Genomic DNA, 17,758 nt, shown 5'->3' on the forward strand with positions numbered 1-17,758 from the left:
ATAGATCAAAATGGCAAAGAAAGGTAATAGAATCCAAGTTATTTTAGAGTGTACAGAGCACAAAACTTCAGGAGTTCCTGGAACATCTCGTTACATCACTACTAAAAATAAAAAAAACACTCCAGATAGATTAGAGATTAAAAAGTTTAATCCAATCTTAAAAAGGGTAACTGTTCACAAAGAAATTAAATAAGATAAGTCATGGCAAAGAAAACCGTAGCAACTTTACAAACCTCTTCTAAAAGATTAACTAAGGCTATTAAAATGGTTAAGTCTCCAAAAACTGGTGCTTATACTTTCGTTGAAGCAGTTATGTCTCCAGAAGAAGTTGATGAATTCTTGAAAAAGAAATAATTCATTTTACATTATATAGATGAGCTACTTTCGTTTGAAAGTAGCTTTTTTATTTTTACATTTGTAAGACAAATCAATTTTATTACAAATTGATAACTGTTAAAAACTTAAACCCTAATTTTAGTATGAGTTTTTTTAAAAAAATATTTTCTTCTGATAAAAAAGAGCAAAGCTTAAGTGAGGAAGCTAAACAGACTTTAGATAAAGGATTAGAGAAAACAAAAACATCTTTTTTTTCTAAGCTTACTAAAGCCGTAGCTGGAAAATCTAAAGTGGATGCTGAGGTTTTGGATAATTTAGAAGAAATTTTAGTTTCTTCTGATGTTGGTGTGAATACCACCTTGAAAATCATCGAACGAATTGAAGAACGCGTTTCAAGAGATAAATATCTAGGGACTGATGAATTAAATGGTATTCTAAGAGAAGAAATAGCAGGTTTGTTATCTGAAACTAATTCAGGTAATGCTACTCAATTTGAAATCCCAATAGGTACAAAACCATATGTTATAATGGTGGTTGGTGTGAATGGAGTTGGTAAAACCACTACAATTGGTAAATTAGCGTATCAATTTAAAAAATCAGGATATAATGTTGTTTTAGGTGCAGCAGATACTTTTAGAGCTGCAGCTATAGACCAGTTACAAATTTGGGCAGACAGAGTAGGGGTGCCAATCGTAAAACAACAAATGGGAAGTGATCCTGCATCTGTTGCTTTTGATACTTTGCAAAGTGCTGTGGCTCAAAATGCAGATGTGGTAATAATTGATACTGCGGGTCGTTTGCATAATAAAGTAGGTTTAATGAACGAGCTTTCTAAGGTGAAAAAAGTTATGCAAAAAGTGGTTGAAAATACGCCAAATGATGTACTTTTGGTTTTAGATGGTTCTACAGGTCAAAATGCTTTTGAACAAGCTAAACAATTTACTGCAGCCACTGAAGTTTCTTGCTTGGCTGTTACCAAGTTGGATGGAACTGCAAAAGGTGGTGTTGTAATTGGAATTTCTGATCAATTTCAAATTCCTGTTAAATATATTGGTGTTGGTGAAGGTATTGAAGATTTACAAGTGTTTAATAAATTCGAATTTGTAGATTCGTTTTTTAAATAAAATTTATTGTAGTGAAAGAACTTTTAAAATATAAAACAGTTCAGCTCTTTTTAGTTGCTGTTGTTATGGCTTTAGTAGCAATACCTTTTGAAGGTTATGATTTTGTTTTTCTTACCCTTAGATTAGCCTCTTTTGCTATTTTTATGTACTTGCTAATTAAATTTACAAGTAGTAAAAATAAAGTAAAGAAATAAAAGAAAATGAATGAAATGCTGTTAATTAATAACAGCATTTATTTTTTCCCAAAGTTCAGTGTCAAATCCAGATACGGCAAAGCTGGGATTGGCAGGATTAGAAGCTTCTCCCATTCTAACAATAACTAGTTTTTTGCTCGGAACCACGTATATTCTTTGGTCTGCAGCTCCCATGGCGGCATACATTTCAGCAGGAGCGTTGGGAACTATCGAACCAGTAAATGAAGTTTGACTTCCAGGTAACATAAAGTTTGATTTTCCATTTAACCACCACAAATATCCGTAAGATGGATTAATATTTTGTGAGGTTGAAATACTCTCGTTGAAATATGTTTGATTTATGATTTGTTCGTTACTCCATTTTCCTTTATTTAAGGCTAACAATCCAAAACGCGCCATACTTCTAGTATTGCTATGATAAATTTTGTAGATCACTCCGTTGTTCCAAAAGCCATCCATTCCAATTTTATTTTTCAATTTGACATTAAAATAATTTTCAAATGTTTGACCGCTAGAAGTAGCTACAACATCCATTAATTTTTGAAAAACATTGTGATACGACCATCGAGTTCCTGCATCTGCTAAATAAGTTAGATTTGGAGTAATTATCAATTCGCTTTCATCATTTATGCCCGATGTCATAGTTAATAAATGGCGAGAAGTGATTAAATTTTCTTTAAGTAAAGGTTCACTTGTCCATCCAGTACCAAGATATTGAGAAACTTTTGTGTTAATATTCAAGAGGTTTTCTTGCTGGGCTATTCCTATAATACTTGCTGTAAGTGTTTTACCGGCGCTGTTCCATTGCCACGTATCATTTGCTGTATGGCCGTTAAAATACTCCTCCATTACAATTTTACCATGATGTAAAATGATAAATCCTTTTGTGTTTTTGAGTTCTAAATAATCGAATAGAGGTTGTACTTGCGATTGATTCCATCCTAATGATGATATACTTTTAGTTTCCCAAGTGTTAGTATTTGTAGGCGGGAAATATAAAGTGTCTGAAATAACCTCGTTATCTTCATTTGAACTACAGCTTGAAATAAAAATTAGAAGGATTAGATTGAAAAATTTCTTCATTGATGATTCTTTTTTAGAACATTTTTAAATTAGACCATAAATGTAACGAATAGTTTAAACAGTTTAAATTTTAGTTGTAATTTTAGACTTCAATTTGAATGTACTAATATGAAAAGAATACTTTTATTAATTGTTTTAAGCTCAATACTTTCCTGCAAGCAAAAAATCAAAGAGGCTGATATTTCTTATTTGAATGGCTATTGGGAAATTGAAAAAGTAGAACTTCCTGATGGCGATAAAAAAGAATATAAAGTTAATGAAACGATTGATTTTTTTAAAATTGAAAACAAGAAAGGTTTTAGAAAAAAAGTAATGCCTCAATTAGATGGAACGTATTTGACTAACGACCTTCAAGAAAATGTATCTATACTATTAGAAGACGGTGATGCTACACTTCAATATAAAACGAATTATGCTTCTTGGAAAGAAGAAATAATTGAACTAACTAAAGATAAATTAGTTGTGAAAAATCAACAAGACATGGAGTACCATTACAAACGACCTGCTAAATTTTCTGTTAAATAATATGGCAAAGCGATTTAACGAAGAAAGTCCTATTAGCGATGTTTTAAAACAATTTATTTCTCAAAATAAGTTGGAGGCTGGTATGGATATTGTCAACGTTCGTGATGCATGGAAAAATGTAATGGGACCCGGAGTTAATAATTATACTACCGAAATTCAATTAAAAGGAACTACACTTTATGTAGCTTTGTCTTCTGCTGTACTAAGAGAAGAATTAAGTTATGGAAAAGAGAAAATCATCAAAATGATTAATGAAGAGGTTCGGAAAGATTTGATTACCCAATTAATTTTAAGATAAAAAAAATCTCGTTTCACAATAGAAACGAGATTTTTTTATTATTTACAACCGACTATACTGTCAACTGCGACTGAACACTGAATACTAAAATTGCTCTCTTCCAGCAAAATGGAAAGCACCTTCAATAGCAGCATTTTCATCAGAATCTGAACCGTGAACTGCATTTTCTCCAATAGAAGTTGCGTATTTTTTACGGATAGTTCCTTCGGCAGCCTCAGCTGGATTAGTAGCACCAATCAATTTTCTAAAATCCTCAACAGCGTTGTCTTTTTCTAAAATAGCCGCCACAATTGGACCTCTAGTCATAAATTCTACTAACTCACCAAAAAATGGTCTTTCGCTGTGAACTGCGTAAAATTTCTGAGCATCAGCAACAGTTAATTGTGTTAATTTCATTGCTACAATTCTGAAACCACCTTCAGTAATCATATTTAAAATTCCACCGATGTGTCCTTTTTCAACAGCATCTGGCTTAATCATAGTAAATGTTCTATTTGTTGCCATTTTAATTTATTTATTTAATTTGGGTGCAAAAGTACGCTTTTTGTTTGAAATAGAGTTTCTGATTCTAAAAAATTTCAGGATCGAATCGTTCGGGAGTTTTTGTAATCCATATTCCTGCTTTCCGCACTACACGGTAGTTCGCTCCCATCAGGGCTAAAAGTGATTTTCGGCATTCTTGCAATTCTGATTTACAAAGAAATAATCGTAAATTCGTGTTCCAAAGGTTTTAATTTCTTAAATAGAACTGAAATTAATGTGTCTCCATAAGACTCATAAAAATCGGCAAAGTTATTTTTTCGCTCCTGTAAACTTTTCGATGGAAAAAGCGCATTTTGAATCGAAATGATTTGCTCTAAACGCGTATTTAAATTTCTTTTTTCAGCTTTTAATAAACGCTTTTCTAAAGTATCTAATCCCTTCAATTGTTTTATTTCCTGAGCTTTTACGGCTCCTATAAAAGATTTATCAGTTTGATTTGCTATGGTGTACAAATTTTCAAATTGTTTTTTTAGAAATGTTTTTTGTTCGCTAAAATCAATAGTAAAACTGGAATATTCTTTTGTTTTTTTATTGATTAAATCTTCTTGCTTTTGGAAAACATCTGCCCAATTCAAACCTAATTTATCTAATTTTTCATGCTGCTTTTCGGTAGCTAGTAAAACAGAATTTCGAAGTAATAAAATTGGAAACGTAACGTGATTCGCTTCAAAATTAGATTTCAATTCTAACCAATAGGCCAATTCACCTCCGCCGCCAATGTAGCAAAGATTAGGTAAAATTACTTCTTGGTACAAAGGGCGTAAAATTACATTCGGACTAAAACTCTTAGGATTGTTTTCTAGTTCGGTTAGTATTTCACTTTCTGAAAATGATAATTGCGTGTTATTGATTTTGTAATTTCCATTTTCAAAAACAATACGTTCTCTCAAATTATCTTGAATGTAAAACAAGTTAATTTCTCTTGGATTTACCTGAACATTATATTGTTCTAATATCGGAAGTGTTTCGTTTACCTTTTTAAAAGAAGTTTGCTGTAATAATTCTTTTTTAGCATACGGAATGAATAGATTTTTTAGTTCCAAATCATCACCATCAACTATAATCAAGCCTTCATTTTTGAATAATTCATTCGCTAAAAAACGAGTGGCATCTGCTAAATTAGTATGCTCTAAATAGGATTTTTTAAATAATTCACGAAGATAATTCGCATTGTTTCCTAAACCTAATTCACTTGAAAATTGTTCGAATACTACTTCTAATCCAGAAGTATTTAATCTACCAACCGGACCTTTACTCTCCTTTTTCCACTGGATTTTCTTGCCTTTGAAATTGAAAAAATTGATTTCATCAAAATCATGATCTTCAGTCGCCATCCAATACACAGGAACAAAATTATGTTTTGGATAAGCCGTTTTTAATTCTTTCGCTAAATTAATTACCGAAACAATTTTATATATAAAATACAAAGGACCAGTAAACAAATTCAACTGATGACCAGTGGTAATGGTAAAGGTTTTTGAATCTTTTAAAAGTTCAAGATTAGTTGAAGTAGTTTTAGAAATATCAATTTTTTCATATTGATTTGCTAATGCTTTTACTAAAATTTCACGGTTTTCAATTGGGAAATTATTACTTTTTTCCTCTATTTGAAGTCCAAAATTTTCCATTGTTGGAAACCGATTGTACAACGTTTTTAATTCAGCCTTTTGGTCTAAATAATCTACGATTAGTTTTGAAAAATATCCCGAATTTTGATACGTAATACAGTCGCTTGGCATTTTGACAATTTTTTTGCTAAAATAGTAAATTTCTACATTTTCTAATCGTATTTAACAAGGAGTTAGGATTTGATAAAAAGCCTTACTTTTGCAAAAACAAATCAACTTTGAAAGACATTCTTTTAATCACACCGCCTTTTACCCAACTGAATACACCGTATCCAGCAACGGCTTATTTGAAAGGTTTTCTGAATACCAAAAATATTTTGGCTTACCAAACGGATTTAGGTATTGAAGTGATTTTAGATATGTTCTCCAAAAAAGGTCTAACCGAGATTTTTTGTCACATCGAGCGTAGTCGAGATGCAGATTCTCCCAACTCCCAACTTCTAACTTCTAACTCCCAAAGAATTTATTCGCTAAAATACGATTACATCAAAACAATCGATGTTGTAATTGCTTTTCTTCAAGGGAAAAATCCATCATTGGCAAGACAAATCTGTTCAGGGAATTTTTTACCTGAAGCGTCTCGTTTTGATCAATTAGATGACATGGAATTTGCTTTTGGTTCGATGGGAATGCAAGATAAAGCGAAACATTTAGCCACTTTATATCTTGAAGATTTATCTGATTTTATTGTAGAATGTGTCGATGAAAATTTCGGATTTAGTCGCTATGCAGAACGTTTGGGACGAAGTGCAAATTCGTTTGATGAGTTGTATGATCATTTACAAAATGAACTGACTTTCATTGACGAAATCACCATCCAAATTCTTAAGCAACGAATTGAAAATGTACAACCTAAATTAATCTGTTTTTCCGTTCCATTTCCCGGGAATTTATATAGTGCATTCCGTTGTGCTCAATTCATAAAAGCTAATTTTACAAATATCAAAACCGCAATGGGCGGCGGTTTTCCAAATACAGAACTTCGTGAATTAAAAGACAAACGCGTTTTTGAGTTCTTCGATTTTATTACTTTAGATGATGGAGAATTACCTATCGAACTATTAATTAATCACGTTTTAAATTCCCCTCCTTTGGAGGGGTTAGGGGAGGCTAAACGAACTTTTCTTTTAGAAAATAACCAAGTCGTCTATAAAAACAATTCCACTCGCCACGATTACAAACAAAGTGAAGTAGGAACTCCGGATTATACCGATTTATTGTTAGACAAATACATTTCTGTAATCGAAGTAGCCAATCCTATGCACAGTTTGTGGAGCGATGGTCGTTGGAATAAGCTTACTATGGCGCATGGTTGTTATTGGGGGAAATGTACTTTTTGTGATATTTCTCTCGATTACATTAAGTTGTATGAACCTATCGCAGCCAAAATTTTAGTAGATAGAATGGAAGAGCTAATCACTCAAACGGGCGAAAACGGATTCCATTTTGTAGATGAAGCGGCTCCTCCAGCTTTAATGCGAGAAGTGGCTTTGGAAATTATCAAACGAAAATTAGTGGTGACCTGGTGGACCAACATTCGTTTTGAGAAAAGTTTCACTGCTGATTTGTGTTTGTTACTAAAAGAATCGGGTTGTATTGCGGTTTCAGGTGGATTGGAAGTTGCTTCAGACCGACTTTTAGAGCTAATCAAAAAAGGAGTAACTGTCGAACAAGTAGCGCAAGTAACCCGAAATTTCACCGAATCCGGAATTATGGTTCATGCCTATTTGATGTACGGTTATCCAACACAAACCATTCAAGAAACGGTGGATAGTTTGGAAATGGTGCGTCAATTATTTGAATTGGGTGTTTTACAAAGTGGTTTTTGGCATCAATTTGCTATGACTGCACATTCACCTGTGGGAATGTTTCCTGAAGAATTCGGAGTAATTCCGGAGCAAAATGAAATTATGTTTGCTAATAACGACATTAATTTCAAAGATAAAACGGGTATCAATCACGATAAATTCAGCTTCGGATTAAAAAAATCGTTATTCAATTACATGCACGGAATCTGTTTTGATTACGACTTGCAAGATTGGTTCGATTTCAAAATTCCAAAAACTAAAATTCCTTCTGATTTTATTTATAATTGCCTGGAAAAAGAACAAAATTTCACCACTAAACCCAATGCAAAAATAGTTTGGCTAGGAGGAACACCTCAAGCCGAAATCTTTACTAAATCTAAAAAAGGAAAAAGCTGGGAAATGATGAAATTAACATTTTATAATAAAACTCAAACCTTTGATATTTCGGTAAATGCCGAAGAGGGGAAATGGTTGGTCATAACTTTAGAGAGAATTTCAGTTTATTCCGATAATAAAGTAACTTTTGCTCAATTGAAAACCGATTTTGAACAAAAATGGGAGGATTTTGAATTGTTTTGGTATTCAAAACCCATTTTGACCTTAAGACAATTTGGTTTATTAACCTTGTAAAACCTATAGTATTTTTACAAATTTTATGAGATTTGGTATTCACGAAAACGTTTTCTTTTCGTAAGTTTACAACCACTAAAAAAAATCTCATATGAGCGCAAATTATAAACTTTTAGTTAACAATTCTGCTTCGTTTGAAGTTACTGAAAATGATCTTCAAAAATTAGATGCCGTAAAGGTAGAAGCAACAAAGTTTCATGTACTAAAAGATAATACACCTTACAAAGCTGAACTTGTATCGGCCGATTTTATTTCCAAAAAATATACCGTTAAAGTAAACAACAACACCTATGAAGTGGCGATTTCAGATGCTTTACATGAATTAATCAAAAGTATGGGTATTGAAACGGGTAAAGCAAAAGTAGTGAACGCTATTAAAGCGCCAATGCCAGGTTTGATTTTAGAAATCAATGTTTCGGTTGGACAAGAAGTAAAAGAAAACGATCCTTTATTGATTTTGGAAGCCATGAAGATGGAGAATTCTTTCCTATCGCCTAGAGATGGGGTTATCAAATCAATCGCAGTTGAAAAAGGAAATGCTGTAGATAAAGGACAATTGTTAATTGAATTCGAATAAGATGAAAGAAATTAAGAAAATATTAGTTGCTAATCGTGGTGAAATTGCTATTAGAGTAATGAAAACCGCAAAAAAAATGGGAATCAAAACGGTGGCGGTTTATTCTTCTGCCGATAGAAATGCATTACATGTTAAATATGCGGATGAAGCGGTTTTAATTGGAGAAGCAGCGTCAAGCCAATCCTATTTGCGTGGTGATAAAATCATTGAAGTTTGTAAAGAATTAGGAGTTGATGCCGTGCATCCGGGTTACGGATTTTTAAGTGAAAACTCATCTTTCGCAGAAGCTTGTGAAAAAAACAACATCATTTTTATCGGACCAAAGTCGAAAGCGATTGAGATGATGGGAAGTAAGTTAGCAGCAAAAGATGCGGTCAAGGCTTACGGAATCCCTATGGTTCCTGGAACTGAAGATGCTATTACTGATATCGAAGCAGCAAAGAAAATTGCAACAGACATTGGTTTCCCAATTCTAATCAAAGCATCAGCTGGTGGTGGAGGAAAAGGAATGCGTGTGGTGGAAAAAGCAGAAGATTTCGTTTCACAAATGGACAGAGCGATTTCAGAAGCAACAAACGCTTTTGGAGACGGTTCGGTTTTTATTGAGAAATATGTTACCAAACCACGTCACATCGAAATTCAAGTAATGGCAGACAGTCATGGAAATATTATTTATGTTTTCGAAAGAGAATGTAGTATCCAACGCCGTCACCAAAAAGTGGTGGAAGAAGCACCATCTGCTATTTTAACTCCAGAAAAACGAAAAGAAATGGGTGAGGCTGCGGTTAAAGTAGCAAAAGCTTGTGATTATTTAGGAGCAGGAACAGTTGAGTTTCTGATGGATGGGGATCATAATTTCTACTTCTTAGAAATGAATACCCGTTTGCAAGTAGAACACCCAGTTTCAGAATTAATTTCAGGATTGGATTTAGTGGAATTGCAAATTCGCGTAGCTCGTGGTGAAGCGTTGCCAATGAAACAAGAAGACTTACAAATTAAAGGTCACGCTATGGAACTTCGTGTATATGCCGAAGATCCAATGAATGATTTCTTACCTAATGTTGGTACTTTAGTTAAATATCAATTACCTGTTGGAGAAGGAATTCGTGTAGATAACGGAATCGAAGAAGGAATGGATGTACCGATTTATTACGATCCAATGCTGTCAAAATTGATTACCTACGGAAATACGCGCGAAGAATCTATTGAATTGATGATTAAAGCAATTGATAATTATTTGGTGGAAGGTGTAGCGACCACTTTACCTTTCGGGAAATTTGTTATGGAGCACGAAGCCTTCCGTTCAGGAGATTTCGATACCGGATTTGTGAAAGCGTATTACGATGCTGAAAAACTAAAATCAAAATTAGATACCGAAGCCGAAATCGCCGCTATGATTGCATTTCAACAATACGTAGAAGATCAAAAAGTATTACGATTACCAAATTAATTGGCACATCGACAAATTGTCTAATTGACTCATTGAAAGAAAATGGAAGATAAAATCAAAATATTAAATGATAAAATCGCTTTAGCCAAATTAGGTGGAGGCGAAAAAAGAATAGCAGCACTTCACGCTAAAAAACGATTAACAGCAAGAGAACGCGTCGAATATTTGTTAGACGAAGGTTCGTTTGAAGAAATCGGAATGTTGGTAACACACCGTACTACCGATTTCGGAATGGAAAAAGAAATCATTTATGGAGATGGAGTAGTAACAGGATACGGAACCATCAACGGAAGATTAGTATATGTTTTTGCTCAAGATTTCACGGTTTTCGGAGGTTCATTATCAGAAACTCATGCCGAGAAAATCTGTAAAGTAATGGATATGGCAGTGAAGAATGGCGCTCCAATGATTGGATTAAACGATTCGGGTGGAGCTCGTATTCAGGAAGGGGTTCGTTCCCTTGGTGGATATGCCGATATTTTCTACAGAAATGTTCAAGCTTCTGGAGTAATTCCTCAAATCTCAGCTATTATGGGACCATGTGCTGGTGGAGCCGTTTATTCTCCAGCGATGACCGATTTTACCATGATGGTAGAAAACAACAGTTACATGTTCGTAACCGGACCAAACGTTGTGAAAACCGTTACAAATGAAGAAGTAACTTCAGAAGAATTAGGTGGAGCAGCTACTCACGCCTCAAAATCGGGAGTTTGTCATATTACGTCTCCAAATGGTGTAGAATGTTTGGAAGATATTAAACGATTACTGAGTTATATTCCTCAAAATAATAGAGAAACAACTCCAAAATTACCTTATGAGTTTCAAGATGAGATTCGAGAACAATTAGACACACTTGTGCCTGACAGCGCCAATAAACCATACGATATGCACGAAGTAATCAGCGGAATTATCGATGAAGATTCGTTCTTTGAAATTCATAAAGATTTTGCTGAAAATATTATTGTTGGTTTTGCTCGTTTAGGTGGTAGAAGTATCGGAATTGTTGCCAACCAACCAATGGTTTTAGCTGGTTGTTTAGATGTAAACAGTTCGATTAAAGCAGCTCGTTTTGTTCGTTTTTGTGATTGTTTTAATATTCCTTTATTAGTATTGGAAGATGTACCAGGTTTCTTACCTGGAACCGATCAAGAATGGAACGGAATCATCACGCATGGAGCAAAATTATTATACGCATTTAGCGAGGCGACAGTTCCAAGAGTTACTGTAATTACTCGTAAAGCATATGGTGGAGCTTATGACGTAATGAATTCAAAACATATTGGTGCTGATATGAATTTTGCTTGGCCAAGTGCCGAAATTGCCGTAATGGGAGCAAAAGGCGCATCAGAAATTATCTTCAAAAAAGAAATTAGCGAAGCAGCTGACCCGGTAGCAAAATTAGCAGAAAAAGAAGCAGAATATGCGGAATTATTTGCAAATCCTTACACAGCAGCACAACGTGGTTTTATTGACGAAGTAATTTTACCAAGAGATACAAGAAGAAAATTAATAAAAGCGTTTAGTATGTTAGAAAACAAAGTTGTTGATACACCAAAACGTAAACACGGAAATATTCCTTTGTAATAAAAAGGCCGACTAAATGTCGGTCTTTTTATTTAATTTTGAATCAATATATTCTCCAATGAAGCCTAACTTCATTCGGTCAAGCATTTTCTTTTCAAAATCCCAAAAGAAATTAAATTGCCCGAAAAGCGCACCTATCAAAACAAGTAATACTTGATAAGCTGGAAATATAATTATCAACCTCACTGGCCAATAAATCCAAAGCGATAGATTTTCTTTGGTTATGTGAAGAAAATCTGTTAATGGCTTAGACAAGTAAGCTGCGGTAGAACCTGTTATTGCAAATACAATGAAAATTATGGTTAATTGCCAGTTTGAAGTTACCTTCCAACGTTCTTTAAGTTTTTTCATAAAATTAAATTCTTGGGGTAAACCCTCCTAATTTTTGATTATGGGTAAGTTGAAAGTAGACTAAATAATTGTATAACATGTAGTTAACTTCATATCCGTAATCTACATTTTGTTGATAATCAATTGTCATTCCATATAAATTAGGGTCATATTGAAATGAAAGCGTGGCTCTTCTGTTCCATTCTGTAACCCAAACTCTATTTCTTGATTCTAAGAAAGATTGAGAATAATAATTTCTTGGTTTTGCAAAACTATTAAACCAAGAAGTAAAACCACTATCTATGATTAGAATTTCATATTCGATTTTGTCATTAGCAATACGAATTGTATCGCTTTCTAATTTTGGTTTATCCTTGAATTTGTTTTCATTGTGCATACTAGTACAAGCTGTTAAAGCAGAAAATCCAACGAATAATAGCAAAACAATTTGTTTCATAGTCCAAAAATAAAGTATAAAGATAAAAAAAAGCACCGATTAAATCGATGCTTTTAACATTTTCAAGTATTTCGATTAGCTATTTTTTAATAAACTAATGATTTGTTCTGCCAATTCAGTTCCTATTCTGTCTTGTGCTTCTAAAGTTGCAGCACCAATATGAGGAGTTAACGAAATTTTAGGATGCATTAAAATTCTGATTTCAGGTGTTGGTTCATTTTCAAAGACATCTAACCCCGCAAATAAGACTTTATCTTCGTCTAAAGCTTCAATTAGTGCTACTTCATCTATAACGCCACCACGAGCACAATTGATAATTCCCACATTGTCTTTCATTAATTGTAATTCTTCTTTGCCAATAACATAACTATCTTGAGCAGGAACATGTAACGTAATAAAATCAGCATGTTTAATAACTTCTTCTAGGGGTTCTGTAATAATTTCTACATTGATGAATTGGCCGTTATAAAAATCTACACGAATAACAGCTTCATGAACATATTTATCCGCAGCAATAACTTTCATTCCTAATCCTAAAGCCATTTTTGCTACAGCTTGACCAATACGCCCAAAACCAATGATTCCTAAAGTTTTTCCTCGAAGTTCGATACCATTTGCATAGGCTTTTTTCAATCCATCGAAATTTGTATCTCCCTCCAAAGGCATATTTCTGTTAGCATCATGTAAGAATCGTACTCCTGTGAATAAATGCGCAAATACCAATTCTGCTACACTTTCTGATGACGATGCAGGTGTATTAATTACATGTAATCCTTTTTCACGAGCGTAAGCAACATCAATATTATCCATTCCAACGCCACCACGACCAATTATTTTCAAGCCTGGACACGCATCAATAATATCTTTTCTAACTTTAGTTGCACTTCGAACTAATAACACTTTTACGTCATGTGTGTTAATAAAGTTTGCTACTTGTTCTTGTGCTACTTTTGTTGTTATTACTTCAAAACCTCCTTTTTCTAAAGCTTTAATGCTGCTTTTTGAAATTCCGTCGTTTGCTAAAACTTTCATTTTTATGTTTATGAGTTTATAGTTTAAAATTGTAAAAAATCTAAACTGAAATTGTATTAAATATTTTTCTCTAATTCTTGCATTACATCCACCAAAACTTGAACGCTTTCAATTGGTAACGCATTATACATCGAAGCTCTGTATCCACCAACCGAACGATGTCCGGCTAACCCAGAAATACCAGTGGCTTTCCACATTGTATCAAATTTTTCTTGATGTGCTTCGTTTTCTAATAAGAAAGTCACATTCATATTACTTCTATCTTCTTTAGCGGCTGTTCCTTTAAATAATGGATTTCTATCGATTTCAGTGTAAAGTAAATTGGCTTTTGCTTCGTTGATTTTTTCAATTGCTGCAATTCCTCCCATTTTTTTTAACCATTGTAAGGTTAAAAGTGATGCATAAACAGGGAAAACAGGTGGCGTATTGTACATACTTTCTTTCGAAACGTGTTGTTGGTAATCTAACATGCTTGGAATAGTTCTACCTGTTTTTCCTAGGATTTCTTTTTTTACTACTACTAATGTTGCACCTGCTGGTCCCATATTTTTTTGAGCTCCGGCATAGATTAAATCAAATTTTGAGAAATCCAAAACACGCGAAAAAATATCCGAACTCATATCGCATACTAATGGAACATTTACTTCAGGAAATGATTTCATTTGAGTTCCAAAAATAGTGTTATTACTAGTGCAATGGAAATAATCTACATCAGATGGAATAGTATAACCTTTTGGGATATGATTATAGTTTTCAGCTTTTGAAGAAGCTACTAGAACTGTTTCTCCAAAAAGTTTTGCTTCTTTAATGGCACCACTTGCCCAAGTTCCCGTATCTAAATAAGCGGCTTTTCCATTTACTTTCATTAAGTTGTATGGTACCATTAAAAATTGCATGCTTGCACCGCCACCTAAAAATAAGACTTCATATCCTTTACCTTCTAGCCCTAAAAGTTCTAAAACTAAGGCTCTCGCTTCATCCATTACGGCTACGAAATCTTTACTGCGGTGTGAAATTTCTAAAATAGATAATCCTGAGTTGTTGAAATCTAAAATAGCTTGTGCTGATTTTTCAAATACTTCTTGAGGAAGAATACATGGACCAGCGCTGTAGTTGTGTTTTTTCATTTGGAATGATAATTAAACTACAAATTTCGGAATTATTGAAGAAATAAAGGCTTAAAAATCAATAATAATTAAAACAGATTAGTAATAAATATGTTTTTTTTAGTCCTTTTTTTTATGAATTTTTTAATCCAATTTCAACTAAAAATTTAAGAGTATCTACATTATCTGCATAATCCCAAAGTTTAGGTTGTTGGGTTTGACCAAAAGCTACTGAGTTTGGAATCAAATTATTAGAAACAATACATTGAATCTGCTCTGCATCATTTTGTAATCGGTTTTTGACATCTTCTAAATTCTCATAGAATTCATAAAATACAGAAGAAATAGGAGAGGAATAACTCGAATCTTCTTTAATTGTCATGAATTCATTGTCTAAAATTTGGAAATTACTCATCAAGAAAACCGCTTTGTTGTAATCGTAATTGTTGGCGTATTTTTCGTAGTGAATCACATCGCGGTATTCGTACATCGCTTTAAAAAAGTTATCAAAATTGTAGCCTTTTGGAACAAAAAGTTTAGAAACATTTCTACATCCCAAACCAAAATAGCGGAAAATATCTTCACCTAAAACTACTAAATTCTCTAAACTTTCAGTTCCATCTAGAACCGCAACCGAATTTCTATTTTTGCGAATGATACTCGGTTTGTCTTTGAAATAATATTCGAAATAGCGAGCTGTGTTGTTACTTCCTGTAGCAATTACGGCATCAAAACCTTCTAATTTGCCTTCAACAAAAGTTATTTTTGAGTTAAGTTTGGGTTCGACAGCAATCAAATAATTTGCTAAAAATTTTAATAAATGTTGGTCGTTTGATGAGGTTTTTACCAATACATCATGACCTGAAATCAAAACCGAAAGAAAATCATGAAAACCCACTAACGGAATATTTCCAGCTAGAATTAAGCCTACTTTTTTAGGTTCAATTTTTGAAAAATCGTATTTGGAAAGCCACTGATTTAGGTTGTCTTCAGTTAAAGCTTTCGCCCAAGATTGAATGCTATATAAAACTTGTTCTGGAGTAAACCAACCGTTGTGCGATTGTGAAAGTTCAATTAATGAAGCAAAGTTATCAAAGAACAAATCGTTTTGTAAAACCGATGCCGATTTAACATTTCCTTCTTCAGAAAATTGACGTAAGAAATTCCCTAATTCAACAAAACTCGATTTTATTTCACTTTGTAACATTTGTAACTTGTTTATGTTTGGTTTACATTGTATTTTTGTAGCGCAAAATTAATCATAATATTAGAATATCACGTTTTTCTGAATTCTAATTTCTAAATACAAAAGGAATCATGGCAATTATAATAACAGACGAATGTATTAATTGTGGGGCTTGTGAGCCAGAATGTCCAAATACAGCAATTTATGAAGGTGCTGATGATTGGAGATGGAAAGATGGTACAAAATTAAGTGGTAAGGTAATTTTACCAGACGGAACTGAAGTAGATGCTGATGCAGCACAACGACCAATTTCGGACGATATTTATTACATTGTTCCTGGAAAATGTACAGAATGTAAAGGTTTTCACGAAGAACCTCAATGTGCTGCTGTTTGTCCTGTTGATTGTTGTGTTCCCGATGACAATCATGTAGAAAGTGAGGAAACCTTATTAAACAGACAATCATTTTTGCACAACGAATAAGTATTTTTTTTTCTTATCATGAAGAGAACTATCAAAAATAGTTCTCTTTTTTTGTTTATTCTCCACTAAAAAACGTTTTTTTTAATTATAATTTTATAAATTTGATTGAAAATCAGTTTTTTATGATAAAAAAACTTACTTTTTTTATTTGTTTGTTTTCTTCTTTCGTTTTTTCACAAAACCTTGAATTTACTGTGTTTGTGAAAGATTTTGATACGGATTTACCTATTGAGGATGTTACTATAACAGCAGTTAAATCAAATCAAGGGTTTTTAACCAATAAAGAAGGCATAGCTATAATCAGTCTCAAAAAATCATCAGATTTAGAATTTGTTCATACTTCCTATAAAAAATTAAATGTAAAAAATTCCGCTTTCAATCAAAAAGAGATTACCATTTATCTGGAACCAATTACACAGCAATTAGAGGATATTATAATTACTAAAGACCATCCTCAGGAAATTTTAATGCGTATTATAGAAAGTTCCAAAAGAAGGCTTACCTTACCTATAAGTTTGAAAGTTTATTTACATGAATTTTATAAGCGCGATGATAAAATTATCTTTTTCAATGATGGTTTAATTAATTTTCAAATTTTAGGGAATGATAAAAACATTAAAACAGATATTTTAGTAGAACAAAATAGAGCTGTCGGATTTTTAGATAATGATTTTGATACTACTATTTTAGGATACGATTTGAATAATATCATCGAAAATTATTACCAATTCAAATATTTGGATGAAGTACTAGATAATAGAGCTAGAAAAAATTATGATTTCACCTTAAAAACTTATCCACCTAATGAAAATTATTTAGTTTTAAAAATTACTCCACTTCCTGATTCTAAAGGAATTTTATCAAACTTTAGGATTCTATATGATACAAAAGAAAAGATAATTTTAGAATTAAGCTCCTTTGTAGATCAAGATCGATTGGAAATGTATAAAGAAGGATTGCTAGCTTCTCGAAAAGTGTACAAGTTAGAGTTTAAAAACACATTCAGAAAAGATGGAAATTACTATTATCTAGCCAATTCAAAAGAGGTTATTGGATTTGAAAAGCGCTATAAAAATAAAGAGCGTAAAATTGAAGTAAAAAATCACATGGTCATTACCGATTTCAATAAAAAAACTTTTGAATATGGGGATAGAAATGTTTTCAAAGGTAAGTCTCTAATAAATAAAAATACTTCTTTTTTTACGAATTATTGGGATGTAGCATCGGGTTTCGTTTCAACAGATGAAGAAAAAAATATCATTGAACAACTGGGTAAGCCTGATACTGAAATTCTTAATGAAGAAGAAAACTCAAACGAATAGTTGACCAACCATAATTTTATTCAAATTATTTAATACTTTGATACTAATTTGGATTAAAGTATA

20 protein-coding genes are annotated in these 17,758 nt (G+C 32.8%); 12 read left to right on the forward strand and 8 right to left on the reverse strand.

From position 1 onward, the window contains the following. Positions 1-10: 10 nt before the first annotated feature. The 4 genes from rpmG to NAT47_RS10605 all read left to right on the forward strand — a co-directional run bounded on the left by rpmG (position 11) and on the right by NAT47_RS10605 (position 1,654). Positions 11-193 (forward strand): 50S ribosomal protein L33, encoded by a 183-nt coding sequence (gene rpmG / locus NAT47_RS10590; protein WP_008253902.1) that lies wholly within the window; start codon positions 11-13, stop codon positions 191-193. An 8-nt stretch (positions 194-201) separates the two neighbouring features. Beyond that, positions 202-354: a DUF4295 domain-containing protein gene (locus NAT47_RS10595; protein ID WP_250582574.1), complete on the forward strand. Its 153-nt coding sequence runs from the start codon at positions 202-204 to the stop codon at positions 352-354. A 125-nt stretch (positions 355-479) separates the two neighbouring features. Further along, the gene (gene ftsY / locus NAT47_RS10600) at positions 480-1,460 is read left to right on the forward strand and encodes a signal recognition particle-docking protein FtsY (RefSeq protein ID WP_250582576.1); all 981 of its coding nucleotides are present in this window, start codon (positions 480-482) and stop codon (positions 1,458-1,460) included. 11 nt (positions 1,461-1,471) lie between these two features. Then, a complete protein-coding gene (locus NAT47_RS10605; protein WP_250582578.1) occupies positions 1,472-1,654 on the forward strand; it encodes a hypothetical protein in 183 nt (60 codons plus the stop codon). A gap of 21 nt (positions 1,655-1,675) precedes the next feature. On the opposite strand, the gene NAT47_RS10610 is transcribed toward NAT47_RS10605, so the two are convergent. Further along, positions 1,676-2,737 carry a serine hydrolase domain-containing protein gene (locus NAT47_RS10610; protein WP_250582581.1) on the reverse strand — a complete coding sequence of 354 codons (1,062 nt, stop codon included), beginning with the start codon at positions 2,735-2,737 and terminating at the stop codon, positions 1,676-1,678. A 108-nt stretch (positions 2,738-2,845) separates the two neighbouring features. Between NAT47_RS10610 and NAT47_RS10615 the strand changes: the two genes are divergently transcribed. After that, a complete protein-coding gene (locus tag NAT47_RS10615; RefSeq protein ID WP_250582582.1) occupies positions 2,846-3,262 on the forward strand; it encodes a lipocalin-like domain-containing protein in 417 nt (138 codons plus the stop codon). A 1-nt stretch (position 3,263) separates the two neighbouring features. Further along, positions 3,264-3,560 carry a DUF721 domain-containing protein gene (locus tag NAT47_RS10620; protein ID WP_250582584.1) on the forward strand — a complete coding sequence of 99 codons (297 nt, stop codon included), beginning with the start codon at positions 3,264-3,266 and terminating at the stop codon, positions 3,558-3,560. A gap of 84 nt (positions 3,561-3,644) precedes the next feature. Here NAT47_RS10620 and NAT47_RS10625 read toward each other — a convergent pair whose 3' ends face one another. Both NAT47_RS10625 and bshC read right to left on the reverse strand, forming a co-directional pair. Then, positions 3,645-4,064 carry a nucleoside-diphosphate kinase gene (locus tag NAT47_RS10625; RefSeq protein WP_250582586.1) on the reverse strand — a complete coding sequence of 140 codons (420 nt, stop codon included), beginning with the start codon at positions 4,062-4,064 and terminating at the stop codon, positions 3,645-3,647. Between the two features lie 188 nt (positions 4,065-4,252). Next, positions 4,253-5,842 carry a bacillithiol biosynthesis cysteine-adding enzyme BshC gene (gene bshC / locus NAT47_RS10630; RefSeq protein ID WP_250582588.1) on the reverse strand — a complete coding sequence of 530 codons (1,590 nt, stop codon included), beginning with the start codon at positions 5,840-5,842 and terminating at the stop codon, positions 4,253-4,255. A gap of 107 nt (positions 5,843-5,949) precedes the next feature. On the opposite strand from bshC, the gene NAT47_RS10635 reads away from it, so the two are divergent. The 4 genes from NAT47_RS10635 (at position 5,950) to NAT47_RS10650 (ending at position 11,780) form a co-directional block, all read left to right on the forward strand. After that, positions 5,950-8,169, forward strand: a complete 2,220-nt coding sequence (locus NAT47_RS10635; protein WP_250582590.1) for a B12-binding domain-containing radical SAM protein — start codon at positions 5,950-5,952, stop codon at positions 8,167-8,169. A gap of 91 nt (positions 8,170-8,260) precedes the next feature. Beyond that, positions 8,261-8,746 (forward strand): biotin/lipoyl-containing protein, encoded by a 486-nt coding sequence (locus tag NAT47_RS10640; RefSeq protein ID WP_250582591.1) that lies wholly within the window; start codon positions 8,261-8,263, stop codon positions 8,744-8,746. A 10-nt stretch (positions 8,747-8,756) separates the two neighbouring features. Further along, positions 8,757-10,196, forward strand: a complete 1,440-nt coding sequence (locus tag NAT47_RS10645) for an acetyl-CoA carboxylase biotin carboxylase subunit (RefSeq protein WP_250582646.1) — start codon at positions 8,757-8,759, stop codon at positions 10,194-10,196. 42 nt (positions 10,197-10,238) lie between these two features. Further along, a complete protein-coding gene (locus NAT47_RS10650) occupies positions 10,239-11,780 on the forward strand; it encodes an acyl-CoA carboxylase subunit beta (protein ID WP_250582592.1) in 1,542 nt (513 codons plus the stop codon). A 12-nt stretch (positions 11,781-11,792) separates the two neighbouring features. On the opposite strand, the gene NAT47_RS10655 is transcribed toward NAT47_RS10650, so the two are convergent. From NAT47_RS10655 to NAT47_RS10675, 5 genes are all read right to left on the reverse strand, one after another. Continuing rightward, positions 11,793-12,131, reverse strand: coding sequence for a DUF6787 family protein (locus NAT47_RS10655; protein WP_250582593.1), 339 nt, complete (start codon positions 12,129-12,131; stop codon positions 11,793-11,795). Positions 12,132-12,135: 4 nt separating this feature from the next. Further along, positions 12,136-12,567, reverse strand: a complete 432-nt coding sequence (locus NAT47_RS10660) for a DUF6146 family protein (RefSeq protein WP_250582594.1) — start codon at positions 12,565-12,567, stop codon at positions 12,136-12,138. 75 nt (positions 12,568-12,642) lie between these two features. Further along, positions 12,643-13,599: a D-2-hydroxyacid dehydrogenase gene (locus NAT47_RS10665; RefSeq protein ID WP_250582596.1), complete on the reverse strand. Its 957-nt coding sequence runs from the start codon at positions 13,597-13,599 to the stop codon at positions 12,643-12,645. Between the two features lie 56 nt (positions 13,600-13,655). Continuing rightward, positions 13,656-14,726 carry a 3-phosphoserine/phosphohydroxythreonine transaminase gene (serC, locus tag NAT47_RS10670; protein ID WP_250582598.1) on the reverse strand — a complete coding sequence of 357 codons (1,071 nt, stop codon included), beginning with the start codon at positions 14,724-14,726 and terminating at the stop codon, positions 13,656-13,658. Positions 14,727-14,838: 112 nt separating this feature from the next. Beyond that, the gene (locus NAT47_RS10675) at positions 14,839-15,912 is read right to left on the reverse strand and encodes an acyl-CoA reductase (protein ID WP_250582600.1); all 1,074 of its coding nucleotides are present in this window, start codon (positions 15,910-15,912) and stop codon (positions 14,839-14,841) included. Between the two features lie 110 nt (positions 15,913-16,022). Here NAT47_RS10675 and NAT47_RS10680 point away from each other — a divergent pair, with 110 nt between their 5' ends. Together NAT47_RS10680 and NAT47_RS10685 are read left to right on the forward strand one after the other, a co-directional pair. Further along, complete coding sequence (locus tag NAT47_RS10680) at positions 16,023-16,373, forward strand: 4Fe-4S dicluster domain-containing protein (RefSeq protein ID WP_250582602.1); 351 nt, start codon at positions 16,023-16,025, stop codon at positions 16,371-16,373. Positions 16,374-16,495: 122 nt separating this feature from the next. Then, positions 16,496-17,695 (forward strand): hypothetical protein, encoded by a 1,200-nt coding sequence (locus NAT47_RS10685; protein WP_250582604.1) that lies wholly within the window; start codon positions 16,496-16,498, stop codon positions 17,693-17,695. Positions 17,696-17,758: the final 63 nt, after the last annotated feature.

It is taken from the genome of Flavobacterium fragile (assembly GCF_023634865.1).
GTDB classification, from domain to species: domain Bacteria; phylum Bacteroidota; class Bacteroidia; order Flavobacteriales; family Flavobacteriaceae; genus Flavobacterium; species Flavobacterium fragile.